Origin of the sequence: Gemmobacter sp. LW-1, from assembly GCF_001303875.1 — a bacterium.
In the GTDB taxonomy this organism is placed as follows: Bacteria; Pseudomonadota; Alphaproteobacteria; order Rhodobacterales; family Rhodobacteraceae; genus Gemmobacter; species Gemmobacter caeni.
In genome coordinates this window covers 21707-44656 of record NZ_LJSC01000017.1, presented here as the reverse complement: position 1 = coordinate 44656, position 22950 = coordinate 21707, and the positions used below count along the sequence as shown (strand labels likewise).

The window sequence follows — 22950 nt, the reverse complement described above, 5'->3', positions numbered from 1 at the left end:
TTTTTCAAGGACTTCCCCCTTCCGGTTGTGCTTGTGGCAGGCTAGCCTCTGCTCCATGACACAGCCGATCCTGCAATCCCGCCTGCCGTTCGCTCCCTGGATGGACCCGCGCACCGCGCGCCTGCCCGGTATCCTGCCGGTCGAGGGCGATGACTGGCTGCGCGCCGATGATGCTTTCGCGGGCCAGATGGCTGAACGTGACGCGCGTCTGGCCAGTGATCCGGCTCTGGTTCACGCCCTGCTGCCGCAGGCCAGGGCGGCGGCGGAGGAACTGCTGTCCGCCGTGCTGGCGAAGGTCGCAAAGGTGCCGGGTTACCGGGGCGGTGCTGATGCCGTGACGCGCCCCGATGGCGTAATCGTACCGCTGGACCGCAGCCGCCCGCTGATGACCGCCGGGCGTCTGGTGCAGGAGGATCTGTGCCTTCTTCAGCATGATGGCACCGAACATGTTCTGACCGGCGCGGTTCTATGCTTTCCGGCAAGCTGGACCCTGGCCGAAAAGATCGGCCGGGCGATGACACGCATCCATGTGCCGGTCGATCACTACACCGACGATGTGGCCCGCCGGGTGCAGCGTCTGTTTGATGCGATCCGGCCGGAACAGGCTTTGTGGCGGATGAATGCGCTGGTCTATGATGATCCGGCGCTGTTCCAGCCGCGTCCCGAAGGTGCCCGCCGCCCGCCGCCGGTCGAACGGCTGTACATGCGCTGCGAGCGGCAATGCCTGCTGCGCCTGCCGGACACGCGGGCTGTGGTCTTCACTATCCACACCTATCTGGTGCGGCTGGAGGATCTGGAGCCGGAAGCCCGCGCCGGAATGGCAGCGGCGGGACTGTGATGCGGGTTCTTCTGGTCAGCGCACATCCCCTGCAGGACAGCCTGACCGGGCATCTGGTTCGTCTGCTTGCGGATCGGATCACGGCGCGCGGTGCGGTGGTGGAGCGGCTGGATCTTTACGCAGCGGGCTTTTCGCCGGTGCTGACGGCGGCAGAGCGGCGGTCCACCTATGCGGAAACCTACGATATCCGCGCGGTCGCGGCCGAGGTGGCGCAGCTTGAACGCGCCGATCTGGTGGTGCTGGTGTTCCCGACCTGGTGGTATGGTCTGCCCGCGATGCTGAAGGGCTGGATCGACCGGGTCTGGGTGCCGGGTCACGCCTATGACCACGCCAGCGATCTTGGCCCGATTTCTGGCAGGCTGACGGGGTTGCGCGGCCTGCTTGCCGTCACCACGCTGGGCGGCCCGGCCTGGGCCGACTGGCTGGTGATGCGGCGCCCGGTGCGGCGCGTGCTGCGCTGGGGGGTGCTGAAGGTCTGCGCGCCCAAAGCCCGTTTCGGCTTTGCCGCGCTTTACCGCGCCGAGACTGTGACCCCGGCGCGGCTTGCGGCATTCGAGGCGCAGGCGCTCCGCGCGCTCGAGCGGCTGATGGATCAGGCCGCCGCAATCTGAAGATGCGGCACCCCGTCCGAGGTGGCGCCGATCGACCGGCCCTCGGGGCCGATGGTGGCACGGATGCGTCGCCGGGGCGCCTCGAACAGGGCCGAGCGGGATACGTTCACCGGCTGGTCCAGCTGGATCTCGATTTCCATATGCGCGGCACCCTTGCGGCGCAGGGCATGCACCCGTCCGGTGAAGGGCTGGCCGAGGTAGTGGCCGCGCACCGGCTCGCCCACCGTATGCGGTTGCAGTGCCTGCCCGGCAGGCGACAGCGCCGCAGCGGTGTTCCAGTCGGCAAGGCCGTGGGTCTGTGCCACCAGCTCCAGCGCGGCAGAGTGGCTGAGGGTCTGGCCGCGTGCGCCAAGGGCGCTGCGCAGCCTGCGGGCCTGCGCTTTCATCGCGGTGGTCGCGGGGATCGTCGTCGTCATGGTGTAACCCTTTCGCATGGTCATGCAGCGGGCGTTCAAAGCTGTCCGCATTGGCCTTGCCGGATGACCTTGAGGAAAGGGTCACGGGTCAGGCTTCACCATGGGCACTTACCCTGCGGACGGCGGGGGCCTGACGCCCCGTGCCGTTCATATGGAACCCGCCCGGACCTTGCGCAAGAGGGGGTCAGACCGGCAGTGGCAAGGATGCCACATTGTGCCAGAGCGCCAGCCCCATGCCAGTCAGCGCAAGCGCACGCGCACTGGCGGCGAGGTTTTCGCCCTTGCGGAAACTGTAAGCCATCATCGCGGTGCCGACAGGCAGCGCCACGGCGATCAGGGTGCAGTTCATCGCATGGACGGCCAGCCGCATCTGCGGTGAGGCTTCGGCCTTGGGCTGCGGCGTCACTGCCGCGGGCATCTCGCCATAAAGCGCATCCCTGACCCGCGCCATGGCGGCACGGTCATGGCCATCTTCGTGCCGCATCTCGGGTCGGGGTTGCGGCGAGGGCTGTGGTACGGGATGCGGGCTCCACACTGTTGGGACAGTCGTGAAATTGGCCGATTCGCCGTTGGAAAGATAGTCGACCTCCTCGCGTGCCGGCAGGCCAAGCGCCACGGCATCGGCCAGATCGGAATCCAGCGGCTCCGGCCGGTGTTGCCACAGAACGGTTTCCGCCGGATGCTGGCGCAGGGTGCCTTCGACAATCTGGGTCAGCACCCGCGACAGGTTTTCCTGGCTCAGCAGCGGCAGGGTGCCATCCTCCAGGTCAGGACGCGGACCGGCAGCAAGTGTCAGGCTTGCCGTGTAACCGCTTGGCGCCGGCTCGTTTTTCGCCAGCAGCAGGCGCAGTGCGCCTGCGTCGAAACTGGCGATGTCATCATGGTCCCAGGTCAGGCTGTGCCCGGCCGGAAAGTGGCGTGTCAGGTGCCGGTCAATCATGCTGACGAGCGCGGCAAAGTTCGGCACGGGGCCGCCGGTGTACAGAATCTGGGCAATCATACTGTCGGGTCGTGACCACATGGCATACCTCCAACAGGCGTGTTCTGAGGGCAGCTAACCTCTGGATTGTGCCGTGCTCGCGGGGGAAGCATGGTCAAATCAGGGAATTGTTGCGCAGGAATGCCCTATCCTTGCCATAATTGCGCCGGAGGCCCAAAAGCAAAGGGCGCCCGGAGGCGCCCTTCGACTGCGATCCGAAAGGGATCAGCAGGAGTAGTACATCTGATATTCGACCGGGTGGGGGGTGTGCTCGTAGGCATAGACCTCTTCCCACTTCAGGCCGATATAGGCCTCAAGCTGCGGCTTGGTGAACACGTCGCCGGCCAGCAGGAAGTCCATGTCCTTCTCCAGCTCCTCCAGCGCCTCGCGCAGCGAACCGCAGACGGTCGGGATTTCGGCCAGCTCTTCCGGCGGCAGATCGTAAAGATCCTTGTCCGAAGCCGGGCCCGGATCGATCTTGTTCTTGATGCCGTCAAGACCAGCCATCAGCAGGGCAGCGAAAGCCAGATAGGGGTTCGCCGCCGGATCGGGGAAGCGGGCTTCCACACGCTTGGCTTTCGGCGATTCGGTCCACGGAATACGGACGCAACCCGAACGGTTGCGCGCCGAGAAGGCCCGCAGCACCGGAGCCTCGAAGCCCGGGATCAGACGCTTGTAGCTGTTGGTCGAGGGGTTGGTCAGGGCGTTCAGTGCTTTCGCATGCTTCAGGATGCCGCCGATGAAATACAGCGCCTCCTGCGACAGGTCAGCGTATTTGTCGCCTGCGAACAGCGGCTTGCCGTCTTTCCAGATCGACATGTTGACGTGCATCCCCGAGCCGTTGTCGCCCTTCATGGGCTTCGGCATGAAGGTCACGGTTTTGCCATAGGCAGCCGCGACGTTGTGGATGACGTATTTGTACTTCTGGATGTTGTCGGCCTGTTCGACCAGACCACCGAAGATCATGCCCAGTTCGTGCTGGCAGGTCGCGACCTCGTGGTGGTGCTTGTCGACCTTCATGCCCATGCGCTTCATGGTCGAGAGCATCTCGCCGCGCAGGTCCTGGGCTTCGTCGATCGGGTTGACCGGGAAGTAGCCGCCTTTGTGACCGGCGCGGTGGGCGAGGTTGCCACCCTCGATGGCCGCATCGGTGTTCCATGCCGCGGCCTCCGCGTCGATGGAGAAGGCAACCTTCTGCGGCGTGACCGAGTAGCGCACGTCGTCGAAGATGAAGAATTCGGCTTCCGGGCCGAAATAGGCAGTGTCGCCGATGCCCGAGGACTTCATGTAGGCTTCGGCCTTCTTGGCGATCTGGCGCGGGCAGCGGTCATAGGCTTCGCCGGTGTCCGGCTCGACCACGTCGCAGTGCACGCACAGCGTCTTCTCGGCATAGAAAGGGTCGATGTAGACCGAAGTCGCATCGGGGATCAGTTTCATGTCCGACTGGTCAATCGACTTCCAGCCCGCGATGGACGAGCCGTCGAACATGAAGCCTTCTTCAAAGAAGTCTTCGTCGATCAGGTCGACGATCAGCGTGACGTGCTGGAGTTTGCCTTTCGGATCGGTGAAACGGACGTCGACATATTCGATCTCTTCGTCCTTGATCAGTTTCAGAGCCTTAGCGACTGCGCTCATGAGTCTGCCTTTCGGTTGGGTTGTCGGGGGCGGGCCTTGCGGGCCCGGTATGGGCGGGGCCGGACCCCGGGCGTGCCGGGGTCGGTGAAAGCCTTAGACGGCGTCGTCGCCGGTTTCGCCGGTGCGGATGCGGATGGCCTGTTCCACCGGCGAGATGAAGATCTTGCCGTCACCGATCTTGTCGGTGCGCGCGGCCGAGATGATGGCCTCGACGGCGGTGTCCACCATGTCATCGGACAGCACGACCTCGATCTTCACCTTCGGCAGGAAGTCGACGACATATTCGGCGCCGCGATAGAGTTCGGTATGGCCTTTCTGGCGACCGAAGCCCTTGACCTCGGTGACCGACAGGCCCTGAATGCCCGCTTCCTGAAGTGCTTCTTTCACTTCGTCGAGCTTGAAGGGCTTGATGATCGCCTCGATCTTCTTCATGGGCCGACTCCCCGCTGGCAATTGCGTCTTGACGGTCAGTGACCACTTCCCGGCGGGGGGGACAATCGGCTAGCCTTTCGGTGTCGGATATGAACCGGCAAAATCGCCGTATTTGCACAATATTTGTGCATATCGCCCCGATTGGCGGCAAAGTTGAATCAATAAGAGCCTCAAAGATGACCGAATTGTTGAGTGCTGCCCAAATGCGCGCCATCGAACAGGCCGCCATCGCCTCTGGTGAAGTGACAGGGCTGGAGCTGATGGAACGTGCGGGCATCGGCGTGGTGGCGGCCTTGCTGGCGGAATGGCCGGAACTGGCCGAGGGGCGCGGGGCCACGCCCGGGGTTCTGCCCCGGACCCCGGCCTTTTTGCGGACAGAAACTGAGGCGCGCCGGGCGCTGGTGCTGTGCGGGCCGGGCAACAACGGCGGGGATGGTTTCGTCGTGGCGCGGCTTTTGCGGGAGCGGGGCTGGGAGGTTGCGGTTTTCCTCTACGGCGATGCGGCAAAGTTGCCGCCTGATGCGCGGGTGAATTACGACCTCTGGCGCGTGATGGGTGAGTTTGCGCAGTGGGAGGCTGCGGCGATCATCGGGCAGGCCGGGGCCAAGGTGCCGGATGTGATCGTCGATGCGGTTTTCGGCACCGGGCTGACCCGGCCGCTCCCGCCCGAGGTTGCGGCAGTGATGACGGGGCTTCCCGCAGGGCGGCTGGTCGCGGTTGATGCGCCATCCGGCCTGTGCATGGACAGCGGCCGCGTGCTGGGGGCGGCGGCGGCTTCCGCCGCGCTGACCGTCACTTTCCATGCACGGAAGCTGGGTCATGTGCTGTCGGAAGGTCCGTTGCATTGTGGTGCGTTGCGGCTGGTCGATATCGGGCTGGGACGAACCGCCGGGGAGGATGTGACGCTGGCGGGGGCACACGCGCAGCTGGGCAAGGGCAGCGGGCAGCACAAGTTCGATCACGGTCATGCGCTGATCCTGTCGGGCGGGCAGGGACGCGGTGGCGCGGCGCGGCTTTCGGCGCGTGCGGCGCTGCGGGTGGGGGCGGGACTGGTGACGCTGGGCTGTCCGCCTGATGCAATGGCCGAGAATGCGGCGCGACTGGATGCCATCATGCTGCGGCAGGTCGGTGGCGCGGGGCTGGCGCCGGTATTGGCGGACCGGCGGATCAATGCGCTGTGCCTGGGGCCGGGATTTGGCCTCGGGGCCTTGCAGGCGCGGCATGTGGCGGAGGCGCTGGACAGCCGCCGCGCGCTGGTGCTGGATGCCGACGCGCTGACACTGCTTGCGCGGGATGCGGGGCTGTTTGCGATGCTGCACGCGGATTGCGTGCTGACGCCGCATGCAGGCGAGTTCACCCGGCTGTTCCCCGACATCGCCGCCCGGTTGGCAGAGCCCGCGACCCGCGGCCCGGCCTTTTCCAGGGTGGATGCCGCGCGGGCGGCGGCGGCGCGGGCGGGCTGCGTGCTGCTGTTCAAGGGGGCGGATACGGTGATCGCCGCGCCTTCCGGGGCTTGCCGCATCAATGCGGCGGTTTACGACCGTGCGGCGCCATGGCTCGCCACCGCCGGGGCGGGGGATGTGCTGGCGGGGATCATCACGGGCCTTCTGGCGCGTGGCCTCGGCGCTTTCGATGCGGCCGCGACCGGCGCCTGGCTGCATGTCGAGGCCGCGCGCAGCTTCGGCCCCGGCCTGATCGCCGAGGATCTGCCCGGCGAACTGCCCAAAGTGTTTCGCGGGATGCGCCTTTAGCCCGCATTGACCCATGCGGGCCTGCGGCCTACACCCGGATCATGCCTGTCCCGGTTTCCAGTCTGCCCGCCGATCTGCAAGCCCGTCTGTCGGGCCGCGACCTGATCGTGTTTGACGGGGTCTGTGTGCTGTGTTCCGGATTCTTCCGCTTCATGCTGCGCAGGGATCGGCAGCGACATTTCAGCTTTGCCACCGCGCAAAGCCCGCTGGGGCAGGCGCTTTATGCCGCGCTGGACCTGCCATTGACCGAATTTGAGACCAATCTGGTGGTGGTGGACGGACAGATCCACCAGCGGCTCGATGCCTTTTCGGCGGCGATGCGGCGGCTGGGCGGGCCTTGGGCGCTGGCTGGCCTGCTGCGCTTTCTGCCGGGGGTGATGAAAGATCCGGCCTATCACCTGATTGCGCGCAACCGCTATCGCCTGTTCGGGCGGACCGAGACCTGTCTGATGCCGGGGCCAGAGGTGCGCAGCCGCTTTCTGCCCGGCGGTTTCGGGGGATGAGCGACCCGTTCCTGCGAGCGCTGGGGGCCGTTGACCTGCCGGTCTGCCTGCGCGCTTTGCACAGCCCGACGGCGGCACCACGGCGCTGGTCCGGCCCGTGCCGGGTGGAGCGCGGCAGCGGCATCGTGGCCGGGCTTTTGCTGTGGCTGGGCCGGTTTCCCGCTGCGGGCACGGTTGACCTGCACCTGACCACGCCGCGCGAAGGGGCAATGGTGCATTGGCTGCGTGACTTTGGGGGCCGGTGCACGCCGTCAATACTCAGCTTCCGGGCGGGCAGGGTGGTGGAGCGCTTTGGCCCCTTCGTGCTGATGATGCGCCCCGAGCCCATCCCCGGCGGATTTCGTCTGCATGTCACCGGCGGACGCGTTCTGGGTCTGCCGGTGCCACGCTTTTGCCTGCCACGGGCGGAGGTGGCCGAGACGGGAACAGAAACGGGCGTGGCCTTCGACGTGGCGGCTTGTCTGCCGTGGGGCGGGTTGCTGATCCGCTATCGCGGCACCCTGACACCGGAGGCACCATGAATACGCTGTTCACGATCCCAACCCAGGGCCCCGGCCTTTATGAGTTTACCCGCGAATTGCGCAACTGGGCCGAAGGTGCAGGGCGCACCGAAGGCGTGGTGACACTGTTCATCCGCCATACCTCGGCCAGTCTGCTGATCCAGGAGAATGCCGACCCGGAGGTGCAGGGCGATCTGACCGGCTGGATGGACCGGCTCGTGCCGCCGGCCACCCATCCCTCGATGCGCTGGCTGACCCATACCTATGAGGGGCCGGATGACATGCCCGCCCATATCAAGGCGGCACTGCTGCCGGTCAGCCTGACCATCCCGCTGATCGGCGGGCGGCTGGCGCTGGGGCGCTGGCAGGGCGTCTATGTGATGGAACACCGGCAGCGCCCGCACCGGCGTGAGGTCGCAGCGCTGCTGAGCGCCTGACCGCGCGGCGCGGTCTAGCGTTTGAAAAGCGTCTCCATCGCCTGCTTGTCCATCGTGGGCAGGCGGGCTTCGGCGGCGACGGCGCGACCCTTCTGGAAGGCGGGACGCGCGCCCAGAGCCTTCAGCCAGCGGGCGAGATCGGGCTTGTCGTCAAGCGTCTGCTGCTGGCCTTCCCAGCCCATCGCCCAGGGCCAGATGGCAATATCGGCAATGCTCAGGCTGTCCCCCGCGACGAATTCGCGCCCCTGCAACTGCCGGTCCAGCACACCATAAAGGCGGCCAACCTCTTTACGGTAACGCTCCTGCGCATAGGGCAGCACCTGCGGCGGGTCCATCTGCGGCGCGTATTTCAGGAAGTGATGCGCCTGACCGGCCATCGGCCCGACGCCGCCCATCTGCCACATCAGCCACTGATCCACCGCCACGCGCTCCCGCTCGGTCCGGCCGTAAAGCTTGCCGGTCTTGCGGGCGAGGTATTGCAGGATCGCGCCGCTTTCAAAGATCGGGATCGACGCACCATCCGGCCCGTCGGGATCGACGATGGCGGGCATCCGGTTGTTCGGCGCGATCTTCAGGAAATCGGGGGCGAACTGGTCACCCTTGCCGATGTTCACCAGCTTCACCTCATAGGGCAGGTCCAGTTCTTCAAGCGCGATGGTGATCTTGTGGCCGTTCGGCGTGGGCCAGTAGTAAAGTGCGATGGTCATGGCGGCATCTCCTGTTTGCGCTCACAAAAACGCAAAGCCGGGTTGCGCGCAACCCGCGTGGCGTTGACCTTTTCGTGCGCCGGGCGTATGGCGGGCCTTGTGGCGCTTTGTGACCGGATTGCGGGCCACGTTAAACAAACCGCTAAAAGGTGAAGGGCTCTGACCCCGAAGCCGGACGGTCTTCGGGGTTTTGTTTTGCCGGAGGCAGAGATGAGCAAAGACTGGAAAACGCGCACCACGCTGGTGCATGAGGGCAGCCGCCGCAGCCAGTATGGCGAGATGGCCGAGGCGATCTTTCTGACGCAGGGTTTTGCCTATCCGACGGCCGAGGCAGCCGAGGCGCGGTTCCTGAAAATCGAGGGCGACGAGTTCATCTATGCCCGCTACGGCAACCCGACGACGCGGATGTTCGAGGAACGCATCGCGGCGCTGGAAGGCACCGAGGATGCCTTCGCCACCGCCAGCGGCATGGCGGCGGTGAACGGGGCGCTGGTCTCGGCACTGCGGGCGGGGGATCATGTGGTCTCGGCGCGGGCGCTGTTCGGATCGTGCCTTTACATCCTTGAAGAGGTGCTGGGCCGCTACGGGGTGAAGGTCACCTTCGTCGATGGCGCCGATCTGGACCAATGGCGCGCAGCGGTGCGGCCCGGCGTGACGAAGGCGGTGTTCTTTGAAAGCATGTCGAACCCGACGCTGGAACTGGTGGACATCAGGGGCGTGGCGGATATCGCCCATGCGGCGGGCGCGCTGGTCATTGTGGACAACGTGTTCTCGACCCCGATCTTCAGCCGGGCGGTGGAACTGGGTGCAGACGCGGTGATCTATTCGACGACCAAGCACATCGACGGGCAGGGCCGCGCGCTGGGCGGGGTAATCTGTGGAACGACCGAGTTCATCCGCAAGACGGTTGAACCCTACATGAAGCACACCGGCGGCTCGATGAGCCCCTTCACCGCCTGGATCATGCTGAACGGCATGGCGACGCTGGACCTGCGCTGTCGCGCCATGGCGGACAGTGCGCTGACGGTAGCGCAGGCGCTGGAAGGTGATGCGCGGCTGTCGCGGGTGATCTTCCCCGGCCTTGCCAGCCACCCGCAGCACGCGCTGGCGATGGAGCAGATGGGCTCGGGCGGTACCATGGTGGCCTTCGACATCAAGGGCGGGAAAGAGGCAGCGTTCCGCTTCATGAACGCGCTGGAAATCATCAAGATTTCCAACAATCTGGGTGATGCGAAATCCATCGCCACCCATCCCGCGACCACCACCCACCAGCGACTGCCGCAGGATCAGAAAGACCTGCTGGGCATCACGCCTGGCCTGATCCGGTTCTCGGTCGGCCTGGAAGATGCGGGCGATCTGGTGGCAGACCTGAAGAACGCGCTGGCGGCGGTCTGATCCCGGCACCGGCAGGCGGCGCAAATGCGCTTTTTCGCGTCGCCTCCGGCCTTACAATGATCCCTGGCCATGCCTATGTTGACCCTGCGCTCCGGGAGACCGGGGCGTGAGTGATCCGGGGGGCGCGGCCCTTCGTATATCCTGCTGACATTGAAGGCGCGGACAAGGAACCTGTCTCTCCTGCGCCGGAACCGAAAGGACCGCCAATGAACATCCGCACCCCCGAACTGGATCGCAAGCCTGGGCCTGAAGAGGTGGAGGCGGCGCTGGCGCTGATCCGTCAATGGGCCTCCAAGGCTTCCGACACGGAGATGCTGGCGCTTGATCCCGCCGCGCGGGCACTGATCGGCGACGGCTATCCCGACCTGTCCACCATCTATCCGGCTGAATTCCGTGCCGATGCCGCCTACAAGGCGACGCTGCCCGATTTGCAGAACGGCCCGGCCAGCCTGATCCGGGGGGCGAAGACGCAGATCCAGCATGTCGGGATTTCCAATTTCCGCCTGCCGATCCGTTACCGCACCCGCGATGCGGGCGAGGTGCTGCTGGAAACCAGCGTCACCGGCACGGTGAGCCTTGAGGCGGAAAAGAAGGGCATCAACATGAGCCGCATCATGCGGTCCTTCTATACCCATGCCGAGCGGGATTTCAGCTTCGATGTCATTGAACATGCGCTGAGTGACTACAAACGCGATCTGGAAAGCTTCGATGCGCGTATCCAGATGCGGTTTTCCTTCCCCGTGAAGGTGCCGTCGCTGCGGTCAGGGCTGTCGGGCTGGCAATATTACGACATCGCGCTGGAACTGGTGGACCGCGCGGGTGAGCGGCTGAAGATCATGCACCTCGACTATGTTTACTCCTCGACCTGCCCGTGCTCGCTGGAACTCAGCGAACATGCCCGCCGCACGCGCGGGCAACTGGCCACGCCGCATTCGCAGCGGTCGGTGGCGCGCATTTCGGTCGTGGCCAATCCGGGCCCTGCGCTGTGGTTCGAGGATCTGATCGAACTGTGCCGCCGCGCCGTGCCGACCGAGACTCAGGTGATGGTGAAGCGCGAGGATGAACAGGCTTTTGCGGAACTGAATGCCGCCAATCCGATCTTCGTTGAGGATGCCGCGCGGCTGTTCTGTGCGCAGTTGCAGGCCAATCCGCGGGTGGGCGATTTCCGTATCGTGGCCAGCCATCAGGAAAGCCTGCACAGCCATGATGCCGTCAGCGTGCTGACCGAAGGCCCGACCTTCGCGCAGGCAAGCCTTGATCCCCGCCTGTTCGGCACGCTGTTCCACGTCGGCTGATCCGGGGCGCGCGGCCCTGTCGCAGGGCCACGCTTGACAAACGCCTGCGGGCGGTCGAGGTCTTGCGCATCATGATCGACCTGACCCCCGCCGCGAGTATCCTTGGACGACTGCTGTTCATCTTGGGCAGTCTCATGCTGATCCCGGCGCTGCTCGACGGGGCAATGGACAACGGCAATGCCGGGGCCTTTGTCGAGGCGGCCATTATAACCGCAGGAACCGGCATGCTGGTCGCCATGGCAACGCGGGCCGGGCTGAACCGGGGTTTTGATACCCGGTCAGCCTTTCTGCTGACCCTTGGTATCTGGGTGGTCCTGCCTATGTTCGCGGCGCTGCCGATGATGACCGGCGCACCGGGGCTGAGCTTTACGGACGCTTATTTCGAGGCGGTCTCGGGCATCACCACCACCGGATCGAGCGTGATCATCGGGCTGGCGGATCAGCCGCAGGGTCTGAATCTCTGGCGCGGCATGCTGAACTGGCTGGGCGGTCTGGGCATCGCCTTCATCGCCATGATCTTCCTGCCGGTGATGCGGGTCGGCGGCATGCAGTTCTTCAAGACCGAAGGCTTTGACACGCTGGGCAAGGTCTTGCCGCGGGCAAGCGATATCGCGCTTTCGCTGCTGGGGGTCTATGCCGGGCTGACGCTGGCCTGTCTGGTGGTCTATCTGGGGGTCGGCATGGCACCGCTGGATGCGGTGGTGCATGCTTTCGCCACCATCGCCACCGGGGGGTTTTCCCCGCAGGATGCCTCTTTCGGTGCCTATCCGGGCCTGCCCGAATATGCGGGGGCGCTGTTCATGGTGCTGGCCGCCTTGCCCTATATCCGCTACGTCCAGATGGTCACCGGCCGCCATGGCGCTTTGTGGCGTGACCCGCAGGCGCGCGCCTTCGTCATCTGGCTGGCAGTGGCGGTGCTGATCCTGACGCTCTGGCGGGTGCTGACCGAAGGCGGCGACCCCGAGCCGATTTTCCGTGACGTGCTGTTCAATGCCACTTCGATCATGACGGGCACCGGCTTCTTTGCCGGAACCTTCTCCAACTGGGGAGGCTTCGTGCTGGTGGCGGCCTTTATCCTTGGGGTCATCGGCGGCTGCTCCGGCTCCAGCTCGGGCGCGCTGACGGTCTTCCGGGTGCAGCTTTCGGTGCGGGCCGTCATCGCGCAACTGCGTCAGATAGACATGCCGGACCGGATTGCCGCTGTGCGCTATGACGGTCGGCGGGTGGATAACGAGACGATGAATGGCGTGATGATGTTCGTCACCTCCTATATCCTGATCATCGGCGTGCTGAGTGCTGCGCTGACCTTCACCGGCGTCGACATGCAAAGTGCGCTGTTCGCGGTCTGGACCTCGATCGGCAATATCGGCTACGGCATCGGCCCGCTGGTTGCGGGCACCGGAACCTTCATCGAATTTCCGACGGCGGCGAAGTGGATTCTCATCGCCGCAATGCTGCTGGGCCGCCTGTCGCTGCTGGCCTTTCTGGTGGTCCTGATGCCGCGTTTCTGGCGCGATTGACAGCTGGCTGCTGCGGGGCGAGGTTCTGTGCATGATTGATCTGCGACCGATCGTCTATATCCTTGGCCTCTTGCTGGTTGTGCTGGGCGGGCTGATGCTGCTGCCGCTGGGGCTGGACCGCATCACCGGGCATGGCAACTGGCTGGCCTTCCTCTCGGCGGCGACGGTGACCACTGTGACCGGCGCCGTGATGGCCCTGACCTGTTCCAATGCGACGGGGACGGGGCTGACCGTGAAACAGGCCTTCGTGCTGACCACGGCCGTGTGGACCATCCTGCCCGCCTTCGGTGCCCTGCCTTTCATGCTGGGCGAACCGGGGCTGAGCGCGACGGATGCCTATTTCGAGGCGGTTTCGGGCATGACGACCACCGGAACCACCATCATCGGCCCCGATGCCGAAACCGGCGCGCCGGGGCTTGACCTGCTGCCGATGGGCACGAACCTCTGGCGCGGCATGCTGCAATGGCTGGGCGGGCTGGGGATCGTCATCGTGGCACTGATCTTTCTGCCGGTGATGAAAGTCGGCGGGATGCAGTTCTTCCGCTCGGAAGGGTTTGACACGCTGGGCAAGATCCTGCCCCGCGCCTTTGAAATCTCGGTCGGGCTGATCCAGATCTACGCGCTGATCACCGTGGCCTGTGCGCTGGCCTTCCGGGCGCTGGGCATGTCGGGGTTCGAGGCGGTGATGCATGCGCTGACCTGCGTTTCTACCGGCGGCTTCTCGACCCGCGATCTGAGCTTCGCGGCCTTCCCCGAGGCATCGAAGCTGGTGGCGGTGTTGTTCATGCTCATGGCCTCGTTGCCGTTCATCCGCTATGTGCAGGTGATGCGGGGCGATGTGGCGCCGCTGTTCCGCGATATTCAGGTGCGGGCCTTCCTGCGCTGGAATGCGGTCGCGGTAGGGCTGATCCTGTTCATCGCTTGGTGGCAGCACGAGATCGCGCCGGAGCGTATTGCGACGGATGTGCTGTTCAACGTCGTTACTGTGTTCACCGGCACCGGCTATGCCTCGGTTGATGTCACGCTCTGGGGGGCTTTCGCCTTTACAGTGCTGCTGACCGTGGGGCTGATCGGCGGCTGCACCTCCTCCACCGTCTGTTCGGTCAAGGTGTTCCGCTATCTGATCCTGTTCGAGGCGGTGAAGGTGCAATTGCGTCGTCTGCGCCATCCCAGTGCGGCGGTGCAGATGCGCTATGGCGGGCATCCGGTCAGCGATGATGTGCTGGATTCGGTCATCATGTTCTTCACGCTGTTCGTGCTGACCTTCGGCCTACTGGTGGTGGCGCTGTCGCTCAGCGGCCTGTCGGACAGCGCGGCGCTGACCGGGGCCTGGACTTCGCTTGCCAATATCGGGCCGGTCTGGGGGCCCGAGGTCGGGCGTACGGGCGCGGTGGATGGTTTTCCGACCGCCTCCAAATGGCTGCTGATTGCCGGGATGATCCTGGGGCGGCTGGAGCTGCTGTCGGTCTATGTGCTGTTCATGGCGCGGTTCTGGCGCGACTGACATGCAAAAGGGGCCGCGCGCGTGGCGGCCCCTTTTTGTCTGCGGGCTCCGGTGGCTTACCAGCAGGAGACCAGAACGGTCATGCCTCGCGCCATCCGGCTCAGATCCTCGGGCGCCATGGCGCCGCTGCGCGCCGAGGCATGCGGGGTGATCCCCGCTTCGGTCAGCCTTGTAGCGATGGTGGCGGCCTGCGCGGCATAGGTCACGCTGTCGGGCAGCTTGCGGCTGCCTGCGGTGTCGCGCGGCATGAGCATACCGATGACGGTGCCCGCGCCGTCCAGCACCGGGCCACCGGCATCGCCGGGCAGCGCCTGAAGCGACAGACGCGCGATGCCCGCCTCACCGTCCAGCCCCTTCATTTCCTCCAGCGTGCCGAAGGTCAGGGTCGGGGCGGGCAGGGTGTCTTCATAGCTGTAGCCCGAGACGGCCACTTCCTGTCCGGGACGCGCCGGCCCGGTCAGCAGTTCGGCGACGGCGGGGGGGGACAATTGTTGCGCGGGCTTCAGCAGCGCCAGCCCGGTCGCGGCATCCGAGAAGGTGACGGTGGCGTCGGTGCGCAGGTCCAGCGTGATACGGTTGCAGCCTTCCACCGCCTCGCGGGTGGTCAGCACGGCGCCACTGCCATCGACATAAAAGCCGGTGCGCGACAGTTCAGGGCGGCGCACTTCCAGCCCGGCCATCAGGCTGCGGCGGCTGTCGTCGGACAGCGGCACAAGACCCGGGTCCAGCGCCTTGTCCCCGACCGAACGGAAGCTCGACTGCATCGCTGCCAGCACGCGGCCCATGCGCTCGTCCTGCGCCGGGTTCCAGATCAGCATGTAACCCTTGATCAGTCCCTTCGACAGTTCGGCATAAGTATGGCTTGCCACCGTGCCGTTGCGCCCGTCGATGGTGAAGCTGCGTTCGGCACGGCTGCGCTCGCCCGACAGAGGCACGACCTCAAGCGTTTGCAGCACGTCGTAAAGCCCGTAGAGCGTCGACTGATCGCCCGGTTCCGAAATCAGGATGACCCGCACGCCCGAGCCGTTCTTTTCGCGGAAATGCGCGAAGGGCGGTTCGTAGTGGTCAAATTCCACCAGCGCGGTCGGGAGGGTGATTTCAATCCCCGCCTCCTGTTCGGTTACGGTTTGCAGGCCGAGTTCCGCCTGCGCCTGCTGGTGCGCCGCGACCAGCGTGTCGCGCTGCATCGTGGTCAGGATGCCGGTCGGTTCCAGCCCGTTCGCGGTCTGCCAGTCTGCCATGCTCTTGCGGGTGCCGGGTCCGAAGGCGCCATCGATGCTGGCATTGTAGAAGCCATACCATTGCAGGGCGGCCTGCAATTCCATCCGCTGATCCCGGCTCAGCAGGGCTTCCGAGGCGCGGGCTTCGGCCGGGCTTTCCTCGATGATCGCCGGGGGCGAAGGCTCGGGGGGCGCCGCCTGCGCCTCCGGTTCCGGTGCGGGGGCCGGGTCGGTGCCGGTTCCGGCGTCGGGCAGGGCCAGGGTCTGCACTTCGGGTACGGTAACGGGCTGTGCCTCGGGCTCGGCGGGGGCCGGAGCCAGATTCATGCCGGTGGGCCAGAAGGGCTCGCGCAGCGCGCGGTTGTCGGTCACATAGCTGTCCCGCGGGATCAGCCCCTCGCGTTTCAGTTGCACCAGCCGTTCCTGCGCAGAGTCGCGATCCAGATGCGGACCCAGCGTCAGCGCATACCAGCCCGCCCCCAGGGTGAAGCCCGCCACATCGGGAAACAGCGCCGACCAGGCGCGCGCCCGATCCTCGGCCTCGCGCAGGGTCGGCTGCGCCTCGATCTGAAGCCAGTATTGCTGTTGCGCCCGTGCTCCCTGCGGCAGTGCCAGCAGCACCACAAGGCCAAGCAGATAAAGAATATGTCTCATTCCCACTGTAATCCCGTCACGTCCACCTCACCCGAGCGTTACACGCGCCCGACGCCGCATGCAAACGCTGTGCATCCCTGAAATCTGACAGTTCCGCGAGCAGGCGCGCCGCCGCGAAGCGGGGGCGGCATCCCATTGACCCTCGCGGCCCTTCTGCCTATGCAGACGGGGAATTGCCGCCGTCCGGCCCCGTCTTCCCTGAGGTCCGCCATGTCCGCCACCGATACGCCCCGCAGCTTTCAGGAAATCATCCTGCGCCTGATGACCTACTGGGGTTCAAGGGGCTGTGCCGTGCTGCAACCTTATGACATGGAGGTGGGCGCGGGCACCTTCCACCCGGCGACGACGCTGCGCAGCCTTGGCAACAAACCCTGGGCCGCCGCCTATGTGCAGCCCTCGCGCCGCCCGACCGATGGCCGTTACGGCGAGAACCCGAACCGGCTTCAGCACTACTATCAGTATCAGGTGCTGATCAAACCCTCGCCGCCCGATCTGCAGGAGCTGTATCTGGGCAGCCTGAACGCCATCGGCATCGACACCAGCCTGCATGACATCCGCTTTGTGGAAGATGACTGGGAAAGCCCGACACTGGGCGCCTGGGGGCTGGGCTGGGAGGTCTGGTGCGACGGCATGGAAGTCAGCCAGTTCACCTATTTCCAGCAAGTTGGCGGGCATGACTGCAAGCCGGTCTCGGGCGAGCTGACCTATGGTCTGGAACGTCTGGCGATGTATGTGCTGGGCATTGATCACGTCATGGACATGCCCTTCAACGACCCCGACAGCCCGATCCCGCTGAAATACGGCGACATCTTCCGCCAGACGGAGGAAGAATACAGCCGCCACAATTTCGACGGCGCCACGACCGAGATGCTGCTGCGCCATTTCGAGGATGCCGAGGCTGAATGCGAACGCCTGCTGACCTTTGATCCGCAAGATCCGAACAGCGGCAAGCGCATCATCATGGCGCATCCCGCCTATGACCAGTGCATCAAGGCCAGCCATCTGTTCAACCTGCTCGACGCGCGCGGCGTGATCTCGGTCACCGAACGGCAGGCCTATATCGGCCGGGTGCGCGCGCTGGCGAAGAAATGCGCCGATGCCTTCGTCCAGACCGAGGCGGGCGCCTCGGTGGAGACGGCGGCGTGAGTGGCAAGCTCATCGCGGGGGGAATCGTCTTGATCGCCGCAATCGCAGGAATCGCAATCTACTGGTTGCAGGTCTACGCCTTCTATGAACCCGCCACCTTTCAGCCGGGGGCGGAAATCCAGCTGACCCCGATCCTTGGGGATGCGCCCGAGGCGATTCTGGCCGAGAATGTGGAGGGCATTGACGCCACCTCCTCGCCGCTGCGCTTCCGGGCCTGTTTCCATACCCCGATGAGCCAGGCCATGCTGACCGAGACCTACAGGGTCTATGATCAGGCCGAACCGCTGGTCGGCCCGCCGTGGTTCGATTGCTTCAATGCCGAAAAGATCGGCGAGGCGCTGGAAACCGGCGAAGCCATCGCCTTCCTGTCGGTCCATGACATCGTGCCGGGCGTGGATCGGGTTGTCGCGGTCTTTCCGAACGGCAATGCCTATGCCTGGCACCAGTTGAACGACAAGCTGAAGGAAGACCCGACCAAGGGCATCCTGAAGTAAGCGGCAGGGCCGGGGGCGGTGCCGTTTCGTCCTCGGGATGTGCCGCAAAATCGCCCCGGTCCGCTTGCGTGGCGACGGCCGGGCCTGTATGCCGCAGGCAGGGCGCGGCCGCGCCCGGATGATCCGCGAAGCTGAAAGAAGATCTCCATGTCCGACCTGCTGATCGAACTGTTTTCCGAGGAAATCCCTGCGCGGATGCAAGCCGCCGCGCGCGAGAACCTGAAGAAGCTGGTGACGGACGGTCTGGTCGAGGCGGGTCTGACCTATGAAAGCGCCGGGGCCTTTTCCACGCCGCGCCGTCTGGTGCTGACGGTGCAGGGGCTGACGCCCGAAAGCAAACCCGTGCGCGAGGAACGCAAAGGCCCCCGCACCGACGCGCCGCAGGCCGCGCTGGACGGCTTCCTGCGCTCCACCGGGTTGACGCTGGACCAGTTGGAAAAGCGCGCCGACAAGAAGGCCGAGGTCTATTTCGCCGTCATCGAGAAACCCGGCCGCAAGGCCGCCGAAATCATCGCCGAGGTGCTGGAACGCACCATCCGCACGTTCCCCTGGCCGAAGTCGATGCGCTGGGGCTCGGGCAGCCTGCGCTGGGTGCGGCCGCTGCACTCCATCCTCTGCCTTCTGGGCGACGAGGGCGGGGCCGAGGTCGTGCCGATGTCGGTTGACGGGATCGTCGCGGGCAATACCACCGGGGGCCACCGTTTCATGGCGCCCGCGCGGTTCGCGGTTTCGTCCTTTGACGACTATACCGCGAAATTGCGCCGCGCCTTCGTGATGCTCGACAGCGCCGAACGTGAGGCGCATATCTGGAATGATGCGCAAAATCAGGCCTTTGCGCGCGGTCTTGAACTTGTCCCTGATGCGGGATTGCTGACCGAGGTGGCGGGGCTGGTGGAATGGCCCGTGGTGCTGATGGGCGCCATCGGCGCCGAATTCCTGCACCTGCCGCCCGAGGTGCTGCAAACCTCGATGCGCGAGCATCAGAAATTCTTCTCGGTCAGAAACCCAAAATCGGGCCGGATCGAGGGCTTCGTGACCGTCGCTAACCGCGAAACCGCCGACAACGGCGCGACCATCCTGAAGGGCAACCTGAAGGTGCTGTCCGCCCGCCTGTCCGACGCCCGCTTCTTCTGGGAAAACGACCTGCGCGTGGCCAAGGCCGGCATGACCGACTGGGCCGAGGGGCTGAAGGCCGTGACCTTCCACAACAAGCTAGGCAGTCAGGCCGACCGCATCGCCCGTATCGCCGCACTCGCGCGCGAGATCGCGCCGCTGGTGGGGGCTGACCCGGATCAGGCCGCCCGCGCCGCCGGTCTGGCGAAACTTGACCTACGCAGCGCCATGGTCGGCGAATTCCCCGAACTGCAAGGCACGATGGGCCGCTATTACGCGCTGGAGGCGGGCGAACCCGAAGCCATCGCCAACGCCGCCCGCGACCATTACTCGCCACTGGGGCCTTCTGATGCTGTGCCGTCAGAGCCGGTTTCGGTGGCGGTGGCGCTGGCCGACAAGATCGACACGCTGACCGGGTTCTGGGCGATTGACGAGAAACCCACGGGCAGCAAAGATCCCTTTGCCCTGCGCCGCGCCGCACTGGGGGTGATCCGGCTGGTGCTGGGGAATGAGATACGGGCTGGGCTGCGCGCTCTGTTGGAGGCAGGTCTGCATCGCCACAAAGAGACGCAGCGATACTACAAGGAAGCAGAGAATGACCTCCTCTCCTTCTTCCACGACCGCCTCAAGGTCTTCCTCCGCGATCAGGGCATTCGCCACGACGTCATCGACGCCTGCCTTGCCATGCCCGGCAATGACGACCTCACCCTGCTGGTGAAACGCGCCGAGGCGCTGCAAGCCTTTCTTGGCTCTGACGATGGCACCAACCTGCTGCAAGGCTTCAAGCGGGCGAACAACATCCTGACCCAGGCCGAACAGAAGGACGGGGTGGAATACTCCTTCGGCGCCGATCCCAAATTCGCCGAAACCGACGAGGAACGCGCCCTGTTCGCCGCGCTCGACGCGGGCGAGGCTGCCATTGCTCCGGCCATGGTGCAGGAAGATTTCGCCGCCGCCATGGCCGCCATGGCCAAACTGCGCGCCCCCATCGACGCTTTCTTCACCGCCGTTCAGATCAATACCGACAACGCCATTGTGCGGCGCAACCGTCTGAACCTCCTCCACCGCATCCGCGCGCTGGTGGCGCAGGTGGCCGACTTCACCAAGGTCGAGGGCTGATCCCCTTCATCTTGGCCAAAATATCCTCCGGGGGGTGGGCCCGGAACGGGCGAGGGGGGCGGAAAGCCCCCCTTTTGCCGGCGCCGCTTGCGCCACGCCCCGAACGGCGTATTCTGCCCGCGAACCGAAAGGGCGCCGCAGTGCAGAAAACCGAACTTCTTACCGATTTCACCGTCATCACCCCCTCGGCCGAGGTCTCGACCCCGCGCCATGGCTGGCGGGCGAAATGCCTGCAACGGCTGATCCGGCTGGAACTGCCCGTCCCGAAAACGGTAACGCTGCCCGCCTCGACCGTGCGGGCCATTGCGGCCGGGCAGATGCTGGATTGCCCGGCGGTGCTGGGCCATTTCGGCGACAGCCCGCTGATTTCGGTGCGCCCAAGCCCGGAAAATCCCGATTGGGGCGGGCCTGCCACCATCCTCAACATCGGGTTCAACGCAGCGCGCCATGATCTGCTGGCCAAAAGCCATGGACAGGCGGCGGCCGATGCGCTGTATCTGCGCTTCGTTCAGGGCTATGCCGTGCACGTCGCCCGCCTTGACCCCGATATGTTCGAGGGGCTGGAACCCGGCGCACGCGGGCTGAACGAGGCCCTGCGCGCCTTTGAACGCGAGATGGACGAGCCTTTCCCCGAAGATCCGGCCCGGCAACTGGCCGATGTGCTGCGGTCGATGGCGCGTGCGTGGGAGGGAACGACCGCGCGGCTGTTGCGGCAGGCCAAGGGCGCCCCGGCGGAGGCGGCGCTGGGGCTGGTGGTGCAACAGATGGCGCAAGGCATCGGGCAGGGGATCTCTGGCTCGGGCGTGATACAGTTCGTCGATCCGGTGACGGGCAATCCCAAGGTGATCGGCCGTTATCTGGGGCAAAGCCAGGGCCGCGACGCGCTGAAAAAGGGCGAGGCGCTGTATCTGACCCGTGACCCGCGCGGCCCCTCGCTGGAGGAACTGGCGCCTGAAATCTTCGCCGAGCTGATCCGCGAGGGCGCGATCTGCCGCCAGCGTCTGCGTGAGGAAATGCAGATCGAATTCACCATCGAGGATGGCAAGCTGGCTGTGCTGGATGCGGTGAAGGTGCAGCGGTCGGCCCGTGCAGGGCTCAAGATCGCCGTGGCGCTGGCGCGCGACGGTGTGATCACCCCCGCCGAGGCGGTGCTGCGGGTCGAACCCCGCGCGCTATCCGAACTGCTGCACCCGCAGGTCGATCCGCGCGGGCCGCGCGACGTTTTCGCCCGTGGCATCGCCGCCAGCCCCGGTGCCGCAACCGGGCGCATCGTGTTTTCCTCGCAGGCGGCACAGGCCAGCGCCGCGCGGGGCGAGGCCTGTATCCTCGTGCGCCGGGAAACCGCGCCGGAAGACATTCGCGGCATGCATTCGGCGGCGGCCGTGCTGACGGAACGTGGCGGCATGACCAGCCACGCGGCGGTGATCGGGCGCGGCCTTGGCCTGCCCTGTATCGTGGGCGCCTCCGATATCCGGCTGGATACCCGAGACCGCAAGCTGACCGCCCGCGATGGCCGGGTGTTCCGTGAGGGGGATATCATCACCATCGACGGCACCTCGGGCGAGGCGCTGGTGGGGGCGGCGGACATGCTGCCCTCGGCGCAGGGGGAGTCGTTCCGGCAGCTTCTGGCCTGGGCGGACGAGCTGCGCGACATCGGCATCCGCGCCAATGCCGACACGCCGTCGGATGCCCAGACCGCGCGCGACTTCATGGCGCAGGGCATCGGGCTGTGCCGGACGGAACACATGTTCTTTGAAGAGGCGCGGCTGGTGGCCATGCGCGAAATGATCTTCGCCGATACCGCCCCCGACCGGGCTGCGGCGCTGGCACGGCTTTTGCCGATGCAGCGTGCGGACTTTGTGCAACTCTTTGAAATCATGAAGGGTTTGCCAGTCTGCATCCGCCTGTTCGACCCGCCGCTGCATGAGTTCCTGCCGCATTCCCGCGAAGGTATGCGCGAACTGGCCGAGGCGCTGGATCGCCCGCTTTCCGAGGTCACGCGTCGGGCCGAGGCGCTGGCCGAGTTCAACCCGATGCTGGGGATGCGGGGCGTCCGGCTGGGCGTTGTCTTGCCCGAAATCTATGACATGCAGGCGCGTGCCATTTTCGAGGCGACAGTGGAAACCGTGCGCGCGGGCGAGCCGGTGGTGCCGGAAATCATGATCCCCCTCGTATCGGCGCGGCGCGAGGTCGAACTGGTGAAAACCCGGATCGACGCGGTGGCGGCGCTGGTGCGGACGAAAACCGGGGTCAGCTTCGACTACCGGCTGGGTGTAATGGTGGAAACCCCGCGCGCCGCGCTGCGGGCGGGCGAGATCGCGCAGCACGCGGCCTTCCTGTCCTTCGGCACCAATGACCTGACGCAGATGACCTACGGGCTCAGCCGCGATGACGCCGGACGCTTCATGAATACCTATGTGCAGGAGGGGGTGTTCAGCGAAGATCCGTTCCACATTCTCGATGTGGATGGCGTAGGGGAACTGCTGCTGATCGGGGCGGAGCGGGGCCGTCAGACCCGGCCGAATCTCACCCTTTCGATTTGCGGCGAACATGGCGGAAACCCCGAATCAATCGCCTTCTGCCGCAAGGCGGGCTTCGATTATGTCAGTTGTTCGCCTTACCGCGTTCCTCTGGCGCGACTTGCGGCGGCACATCTGGCGCTGACCGATCCGAAGCAATGA

The 22950-nt window shown here is 65.5% G+C and carries 20 protein-coding genes and 1 riboswitch; of the genes, 14 read left to right on the top strand and 6 right to left on the bottom strand.

Annotation, left to right across the window (positions count from 1 at the left end; genetic code table 11):
* Positions 1 to 55 precede the first annotated feature (55 nt).
* Both AO684_RS02725 and AO684_RS02720 read left to right on the top strand, forming a co-directional pair.
* Positions 56 to 838 (top strand): DUF3445 domain-containing protein, encoded by a 783-nt coding sequence (locus AO684_RS02725; RefSeq protein ID WP_054301215.1) that lies wholly within the window; start codon positions 56 to 58, stop codon positions 836 to 838.
* Positions 838 to 1449: an NAD(P)H-dependent oxidoreductase gene (locus AO684_RS02720; protein ID WP_054301214.1), complete on the top strand. Its 612-nt coding sequence runs from the start codon at positions 838 to 840 to the stop codon at positions 1447 to 1449. Before AO684_RS02725 ends, AO684_RS02720 begins: the two co-directional genes overlap by 1 nt.
* Here AO684_RS02720 and AO684_RS02715 read toward each other — a convergent pair.
* The 4 genes from AO684_RS02715 to AO684_RS02700 all read right to left on the bottom strand — a co-directional run bounded on the left by AO684_RS02715 (position 1431) and on the right by AO684_RS02700 (position 4911).
* Complete coding sequence (locus AO684_RS02715) at positions 1431 to 1865, bottom strand: glyoxalase superfamily protein (RefSeq protein ID WP_054301213.1); 435 nt, start codon at positions 1863 to 1865, stop codon at positions 1431 to 1433. The two genes, AO684_RS02720 and AO684_RS02715, sit on opposite strands and share 19 nt — an antisense overlap.
* Before the next feature lie 184 nt (positions 1866 to 2049).
* Positions 2050 to 2886 carry a hypothetical protein gene (locus AO684_RS02710; RefSeq protein WP_152968325.1) on the bottom strand — a complete coding sequence of 279 codons (837 nt, stop codon included), beginning with the start codon at positions 2884 to 2886 and terminating at the stop codon, positions 2050 to 2052.
* A 183-nt stretch (positions 2887 to 3069) separates the two neighbouring features.
* On the bottom strand, positions 3070 to 4479 hold the full coding sequence (gene glnA, locus AO684_RS02705) for a type I glutamate--ammonia ligase (protein ID WP_054301211.1): 1410 nt from the start codon (positions 4477 to 4479) through the stop codon (positions 3070 to 3072).
* Positions 4480 to 4572: 93 nt separating this feature from the next.
* A complete protein-coding gene (locus AO684_RS02700) occupies positions 4573 to 4911 on the bottom strand; it encodes a P-II family nitrogen regulator (RefSeq protein WP_054301210.1) in 339 nt (112 codons plus the stop codon).
* 176 nt (positions 4912 to 5087) lie between these two features.
* On the opposite strand from AO684_RS02700, the gene AO684_RS02695 reads away from it, so the two are divergent.
* The 4 genes from AO684_RS02695 to AO684_RS02680 are packed head-to-tail and all read left to right on the top strand — an operon-like array spanning position 5088 to position 8102.
* Entirely contained in the window at positions 5088 to 6662 is a 1575-nt protein-coding gene (locus AO684_RS02695) for a bifunctional ADP-dependent NAD(P)H-hydrate dehydratase/NAD(P)H-hydrate epimerase (RefSeq protein ID WP_054301209.1), read from the top strand.
* A gap of 41 nt (positions 6663 to 6703) precedes the next feature.
* Entirely contained in the window at positions 6704 to 7165 is a 462-nt protein-coding gene (locus AO684_RS02690) for a thiol-disulfide oxidoreductase DCC family protein (protein ID WP_054301208.1), read from the top strand.
* Complete coding sequence (locus tag AO684_RS02685; RefSeq protein WP_054301207.1) at positions 7162 to 7686, top strand: DUF4166 domain-containing protein; 525 nt, start codon at positions 7162 to 7164, stop codon at positions 7684 to 7686. The genes AO684_RS02690 and AO684_RS02685 overlap by 4 nt, the downstream gene beginning before the upstream one ends.
* Entirely contained in the window at positions 7683 to 8102 is a 420-nt protein-coding gene (locus AO684_RS02680; protein ID WP_054301206.1) for a secondary thiamine-phosphate synthase enzyme YjbQ, read from the top strand. Before AO684_RS02685 ends, AO684_RS02680 begins: the two co-directional genes overlap by 4 nt.
* 14 nt (positions 8103 to 8116) lie before the next feature.
* On the opposite strand, the gene AO684_RS02675 is transcribed toward AO684_RS02680, so the two are convergent.
* Entirely contained in the window at positions 8117 to 8809 is a 693-nt protein-coding gene (locus AO684_RS02675) for a glutathione S-transferase N-terminal domain-containing protein (protein WP_054301205.1), read from the bottom strand.
* 89 nt (positions 8810 to 8898) lie between these two features.
* Positions 8899 to 8975: riboswitch (SAM riboswitch) on the top strand.
* A 44-nt stretch (positions 8976 to 9019) separates the two neighbouring features.
* On the opposite strand from AO684_RS02675, the gene metZ reads away from it, so the two are divergent.
* From metZ to AO684_RS02655, 4 genes are all read left to right on the top strand, one after another.
* Positions 9020 to 10204 (top strand): O-succinylhomoserine sulfhydrylase, encoded by a 1185-nt coding sequence (gene metZ, locus AO684_RS02670; protein ID WP_054301204.1) that lies wholly within the window; start codon positions 9020 to 9022, stop codon positions 10202 to 10204.
* A 206-nt stretch (positions 10205 to 10410) separates the two neighbouring features.
* On the top strand, positions 10411 to 11499 hold the full coding sequence (gene folE2 / locus AO684_RS02665) for a GTP cyclohydrolase FolE2 (RefSeq protein WP_054301203.1): 1089 nt from the start codon (positions 10411 to 10413) through the stop codon (positions 11497 to 11499).
* Positions 11500 to 11570: 71 nt separating this feature from the next.
* Entirely contained in the window at positions 11571 to 13019 is a 1449-nt protein-coding gene (locus AO684_RS02660) for a TrkH family potassium uptake protein (RefSeq protein ID WP_054301202.1), read from the top strand.
* A 31-nt stretch (positions 13020 to 13050) separates the two neighbouring features.
* Positions 13051 to 14523, top strand: coding sequence for a TrkH family potassium uptake protein (locus AO684_RS02655; RefSeq protein WP_054301201.1), 1473 nt, complete (start codon positions 13051 to 13053; stop codon positions 14521 to 14523).
* A gap of 56 nt (positions 14524 to 14579) precedes the next feature.
* On the opposite strand, the gene AO684_RS02650 is transcribed toward AO684_RS02655, so the two are convergent.
* Positions 14580 to 16397: a trypsin-like peptidase domain-containing protein gene (locus AO684_RS02650; protein ID WP_054301200.1), complete on the bottom strand. Its 1818-nt coding sequence runs from the start codon at positions 16395 to 16397 to the stop codon at positions 14580 to 14582.
* A gap of 210 nt (positions 16398 to 16607) precedes the next feature.
* Here AO684_RS02650 and AO684_RS02645 point away from each other — a divergent pair, with 210 nt between their 5' ends.
* From AO684_RS02645 to AO684_RS02630, 4 genes are all read left to right on the top strand, one after another.
* Positions 16608 to 17543, top strand: a complete 936-nt coding sequence (locus tag AO684_RS02645) for a glycine--tRNA ligase subunit alpha (RefSeq protein ID WP_054301199.1) — start codon at positions 16608 to 16610, stop codon at positions 17541 to 17543.
* Complete coding sequence (locus tag AO684_RS02640; protein ID WP_054301198.1) at positions 17540 to 18037, top strand: DUF6446 family protein; 498 nt, start codon at positions 17540 to 17542, stop codon at positions 18035 to 18037. The genes AO684_RS02645 and AO684_RS02640 overlap by 4 nt, the downstream gene beginning before the upstream one ends.
* Positions 18038 to 18184: 147 nt before the next feature.
* Positions 18185 to 20269: a glycine--tRNA ligase subunit beta gene (gene glyS, locus AO684_RS02635; RefSeq protein WP_054301197.1), complete on the top strand. Its 2085-nt coding sequence runs from the start codon at positions 18185 to 18187 to the stop codon at positions 20267 to 20269.
* Positions 20270 to 20409: 140 nt separating this feature from the next.
* Positions 20410 to 22950, top strand: coding sequence for a putative PEP-binding protein (locus AO684_RS02630; protein WP_054301196.1), 2541 nt, complete (start codon positions 20410 to 20412; stop codon positions 22948 to 22950).

Coding starts and splice junctions, on each gene's coding strand:
- AO684_RS02725 (WP_054301215.1), top strand. CDS start 56: ATGACACAGCCGATCCTGCAATCCCGCCTGCCGTTCGCTCCCTGGATG.
- AO684_RS02720 (WP_054301214.1), top strand. CDS start 838: ATGCGGGTTCTTCTGGTCAGCGCACATCCCCTGCAGGACAGCCTGACC.
- AO684_RS02715 (WP_054301213.1), bottom strand. CDS start 1,865: ATGACGACGACGATCCCCGCGACCACCGCGATGAAAGCGCAGGCCCGC.
- AO684_RS02710 (WP_152968325.1), bottom strand. CDS start 2,886: ATGTGGTCACGACCCGACAGTATGATTGCCCAGATTCTGTACACCGGC.
- glnA (WP_054301211.1), bottom strand. CDS start 4,479: ATGAGCGCAGTCGCTAAGGCTCTGAAACTGATCAAGGACGAAGAGATC.
- AO684_RS02700 (WP_054301210.1), bottom strand. CDS start 4,911: ATGAAGAAGATCGAGGCGATCATCAAGCCCTTCAAGCTCGACGAAGTG.
- AO684_RS02695 (WP_054301209.1), top strand. CDS start 5,088: ATGACCGAATTGTTGAGTGCTGCCCAAATGCGCGCCATCGAACAGGCC.
- AO684_RS02690 (WP_054301208.1), top strand. CDS start 6,704: ATGCCTGTCCCGGTTTCCAGTCTGCCCGCCGATCTGCAAGCCCGTCTG.
- AO684_RS02685 (WP_054301207.1), top strand. CDS start 7,162: ATGAGCGACCCGTTCCTGCGAGCGCTGGGGGCCGTTGACCTGCCGGTC.
- AO684_RS02680 (WP_054301206.1), top strand. CDS start 7,683: ATGAATACGCTGTTCACGATCCCAACCCAGGGCCCCGGCCTTTATGAG.
- AO684_RS02675 (WP_054301205.1), bottom strand. CDS start 8,809: ATGACCATCGCACTTTACTACTGGCCCACGCCGAACGGCCACAAGATC.
- metZ (WP_054301204.1), top strand. CDS start 9,020: ATGAGCAAAGACTGGAAAACGCGCACCACGCTGGTGCATGAGGGCAGC.
- folE2 (WP_054301203.1), top strand. CDS start 10,411: ATGAACATCCGCACCCCCGAACTGGATCGCAAGCCTGGGCCTGAAGAG.
- AO684_RS02660 (WP_054301202.1), top strand. CDS start 11,571: ATGATCGACCTGACCCCCGCCGCGAGTATCCTTGGACGACTGCTGTTC.
- AO684_RS02655 (WP_054301201.1), top strand. CDS start 13,051: ATGATTGATCTGCGACCGATCGTCTATATCCTTGGCCTCTTGCTGGTT.
- AO684_RS02650 (WP_054301200.1), bottom strand. CDS start 16,397: ATGAGACATATTCTTTATCTGCTTGGCCTTGTGGTGCTGCTGGCACTG.
- AO684_RS02645 (WP_054301199.1), top strand. CDS start 16,608: ATGTCCGCCACCGATACGCCCCGCAGCTTTCAGGAAATCATCCTGCGC.
- glyS (WP_054301197.1), top strand. CDS start 18,185: ATGTCCGACCTGCTGATCGAACTGTTTTCCGAGGAAATCCCTGCGCGG.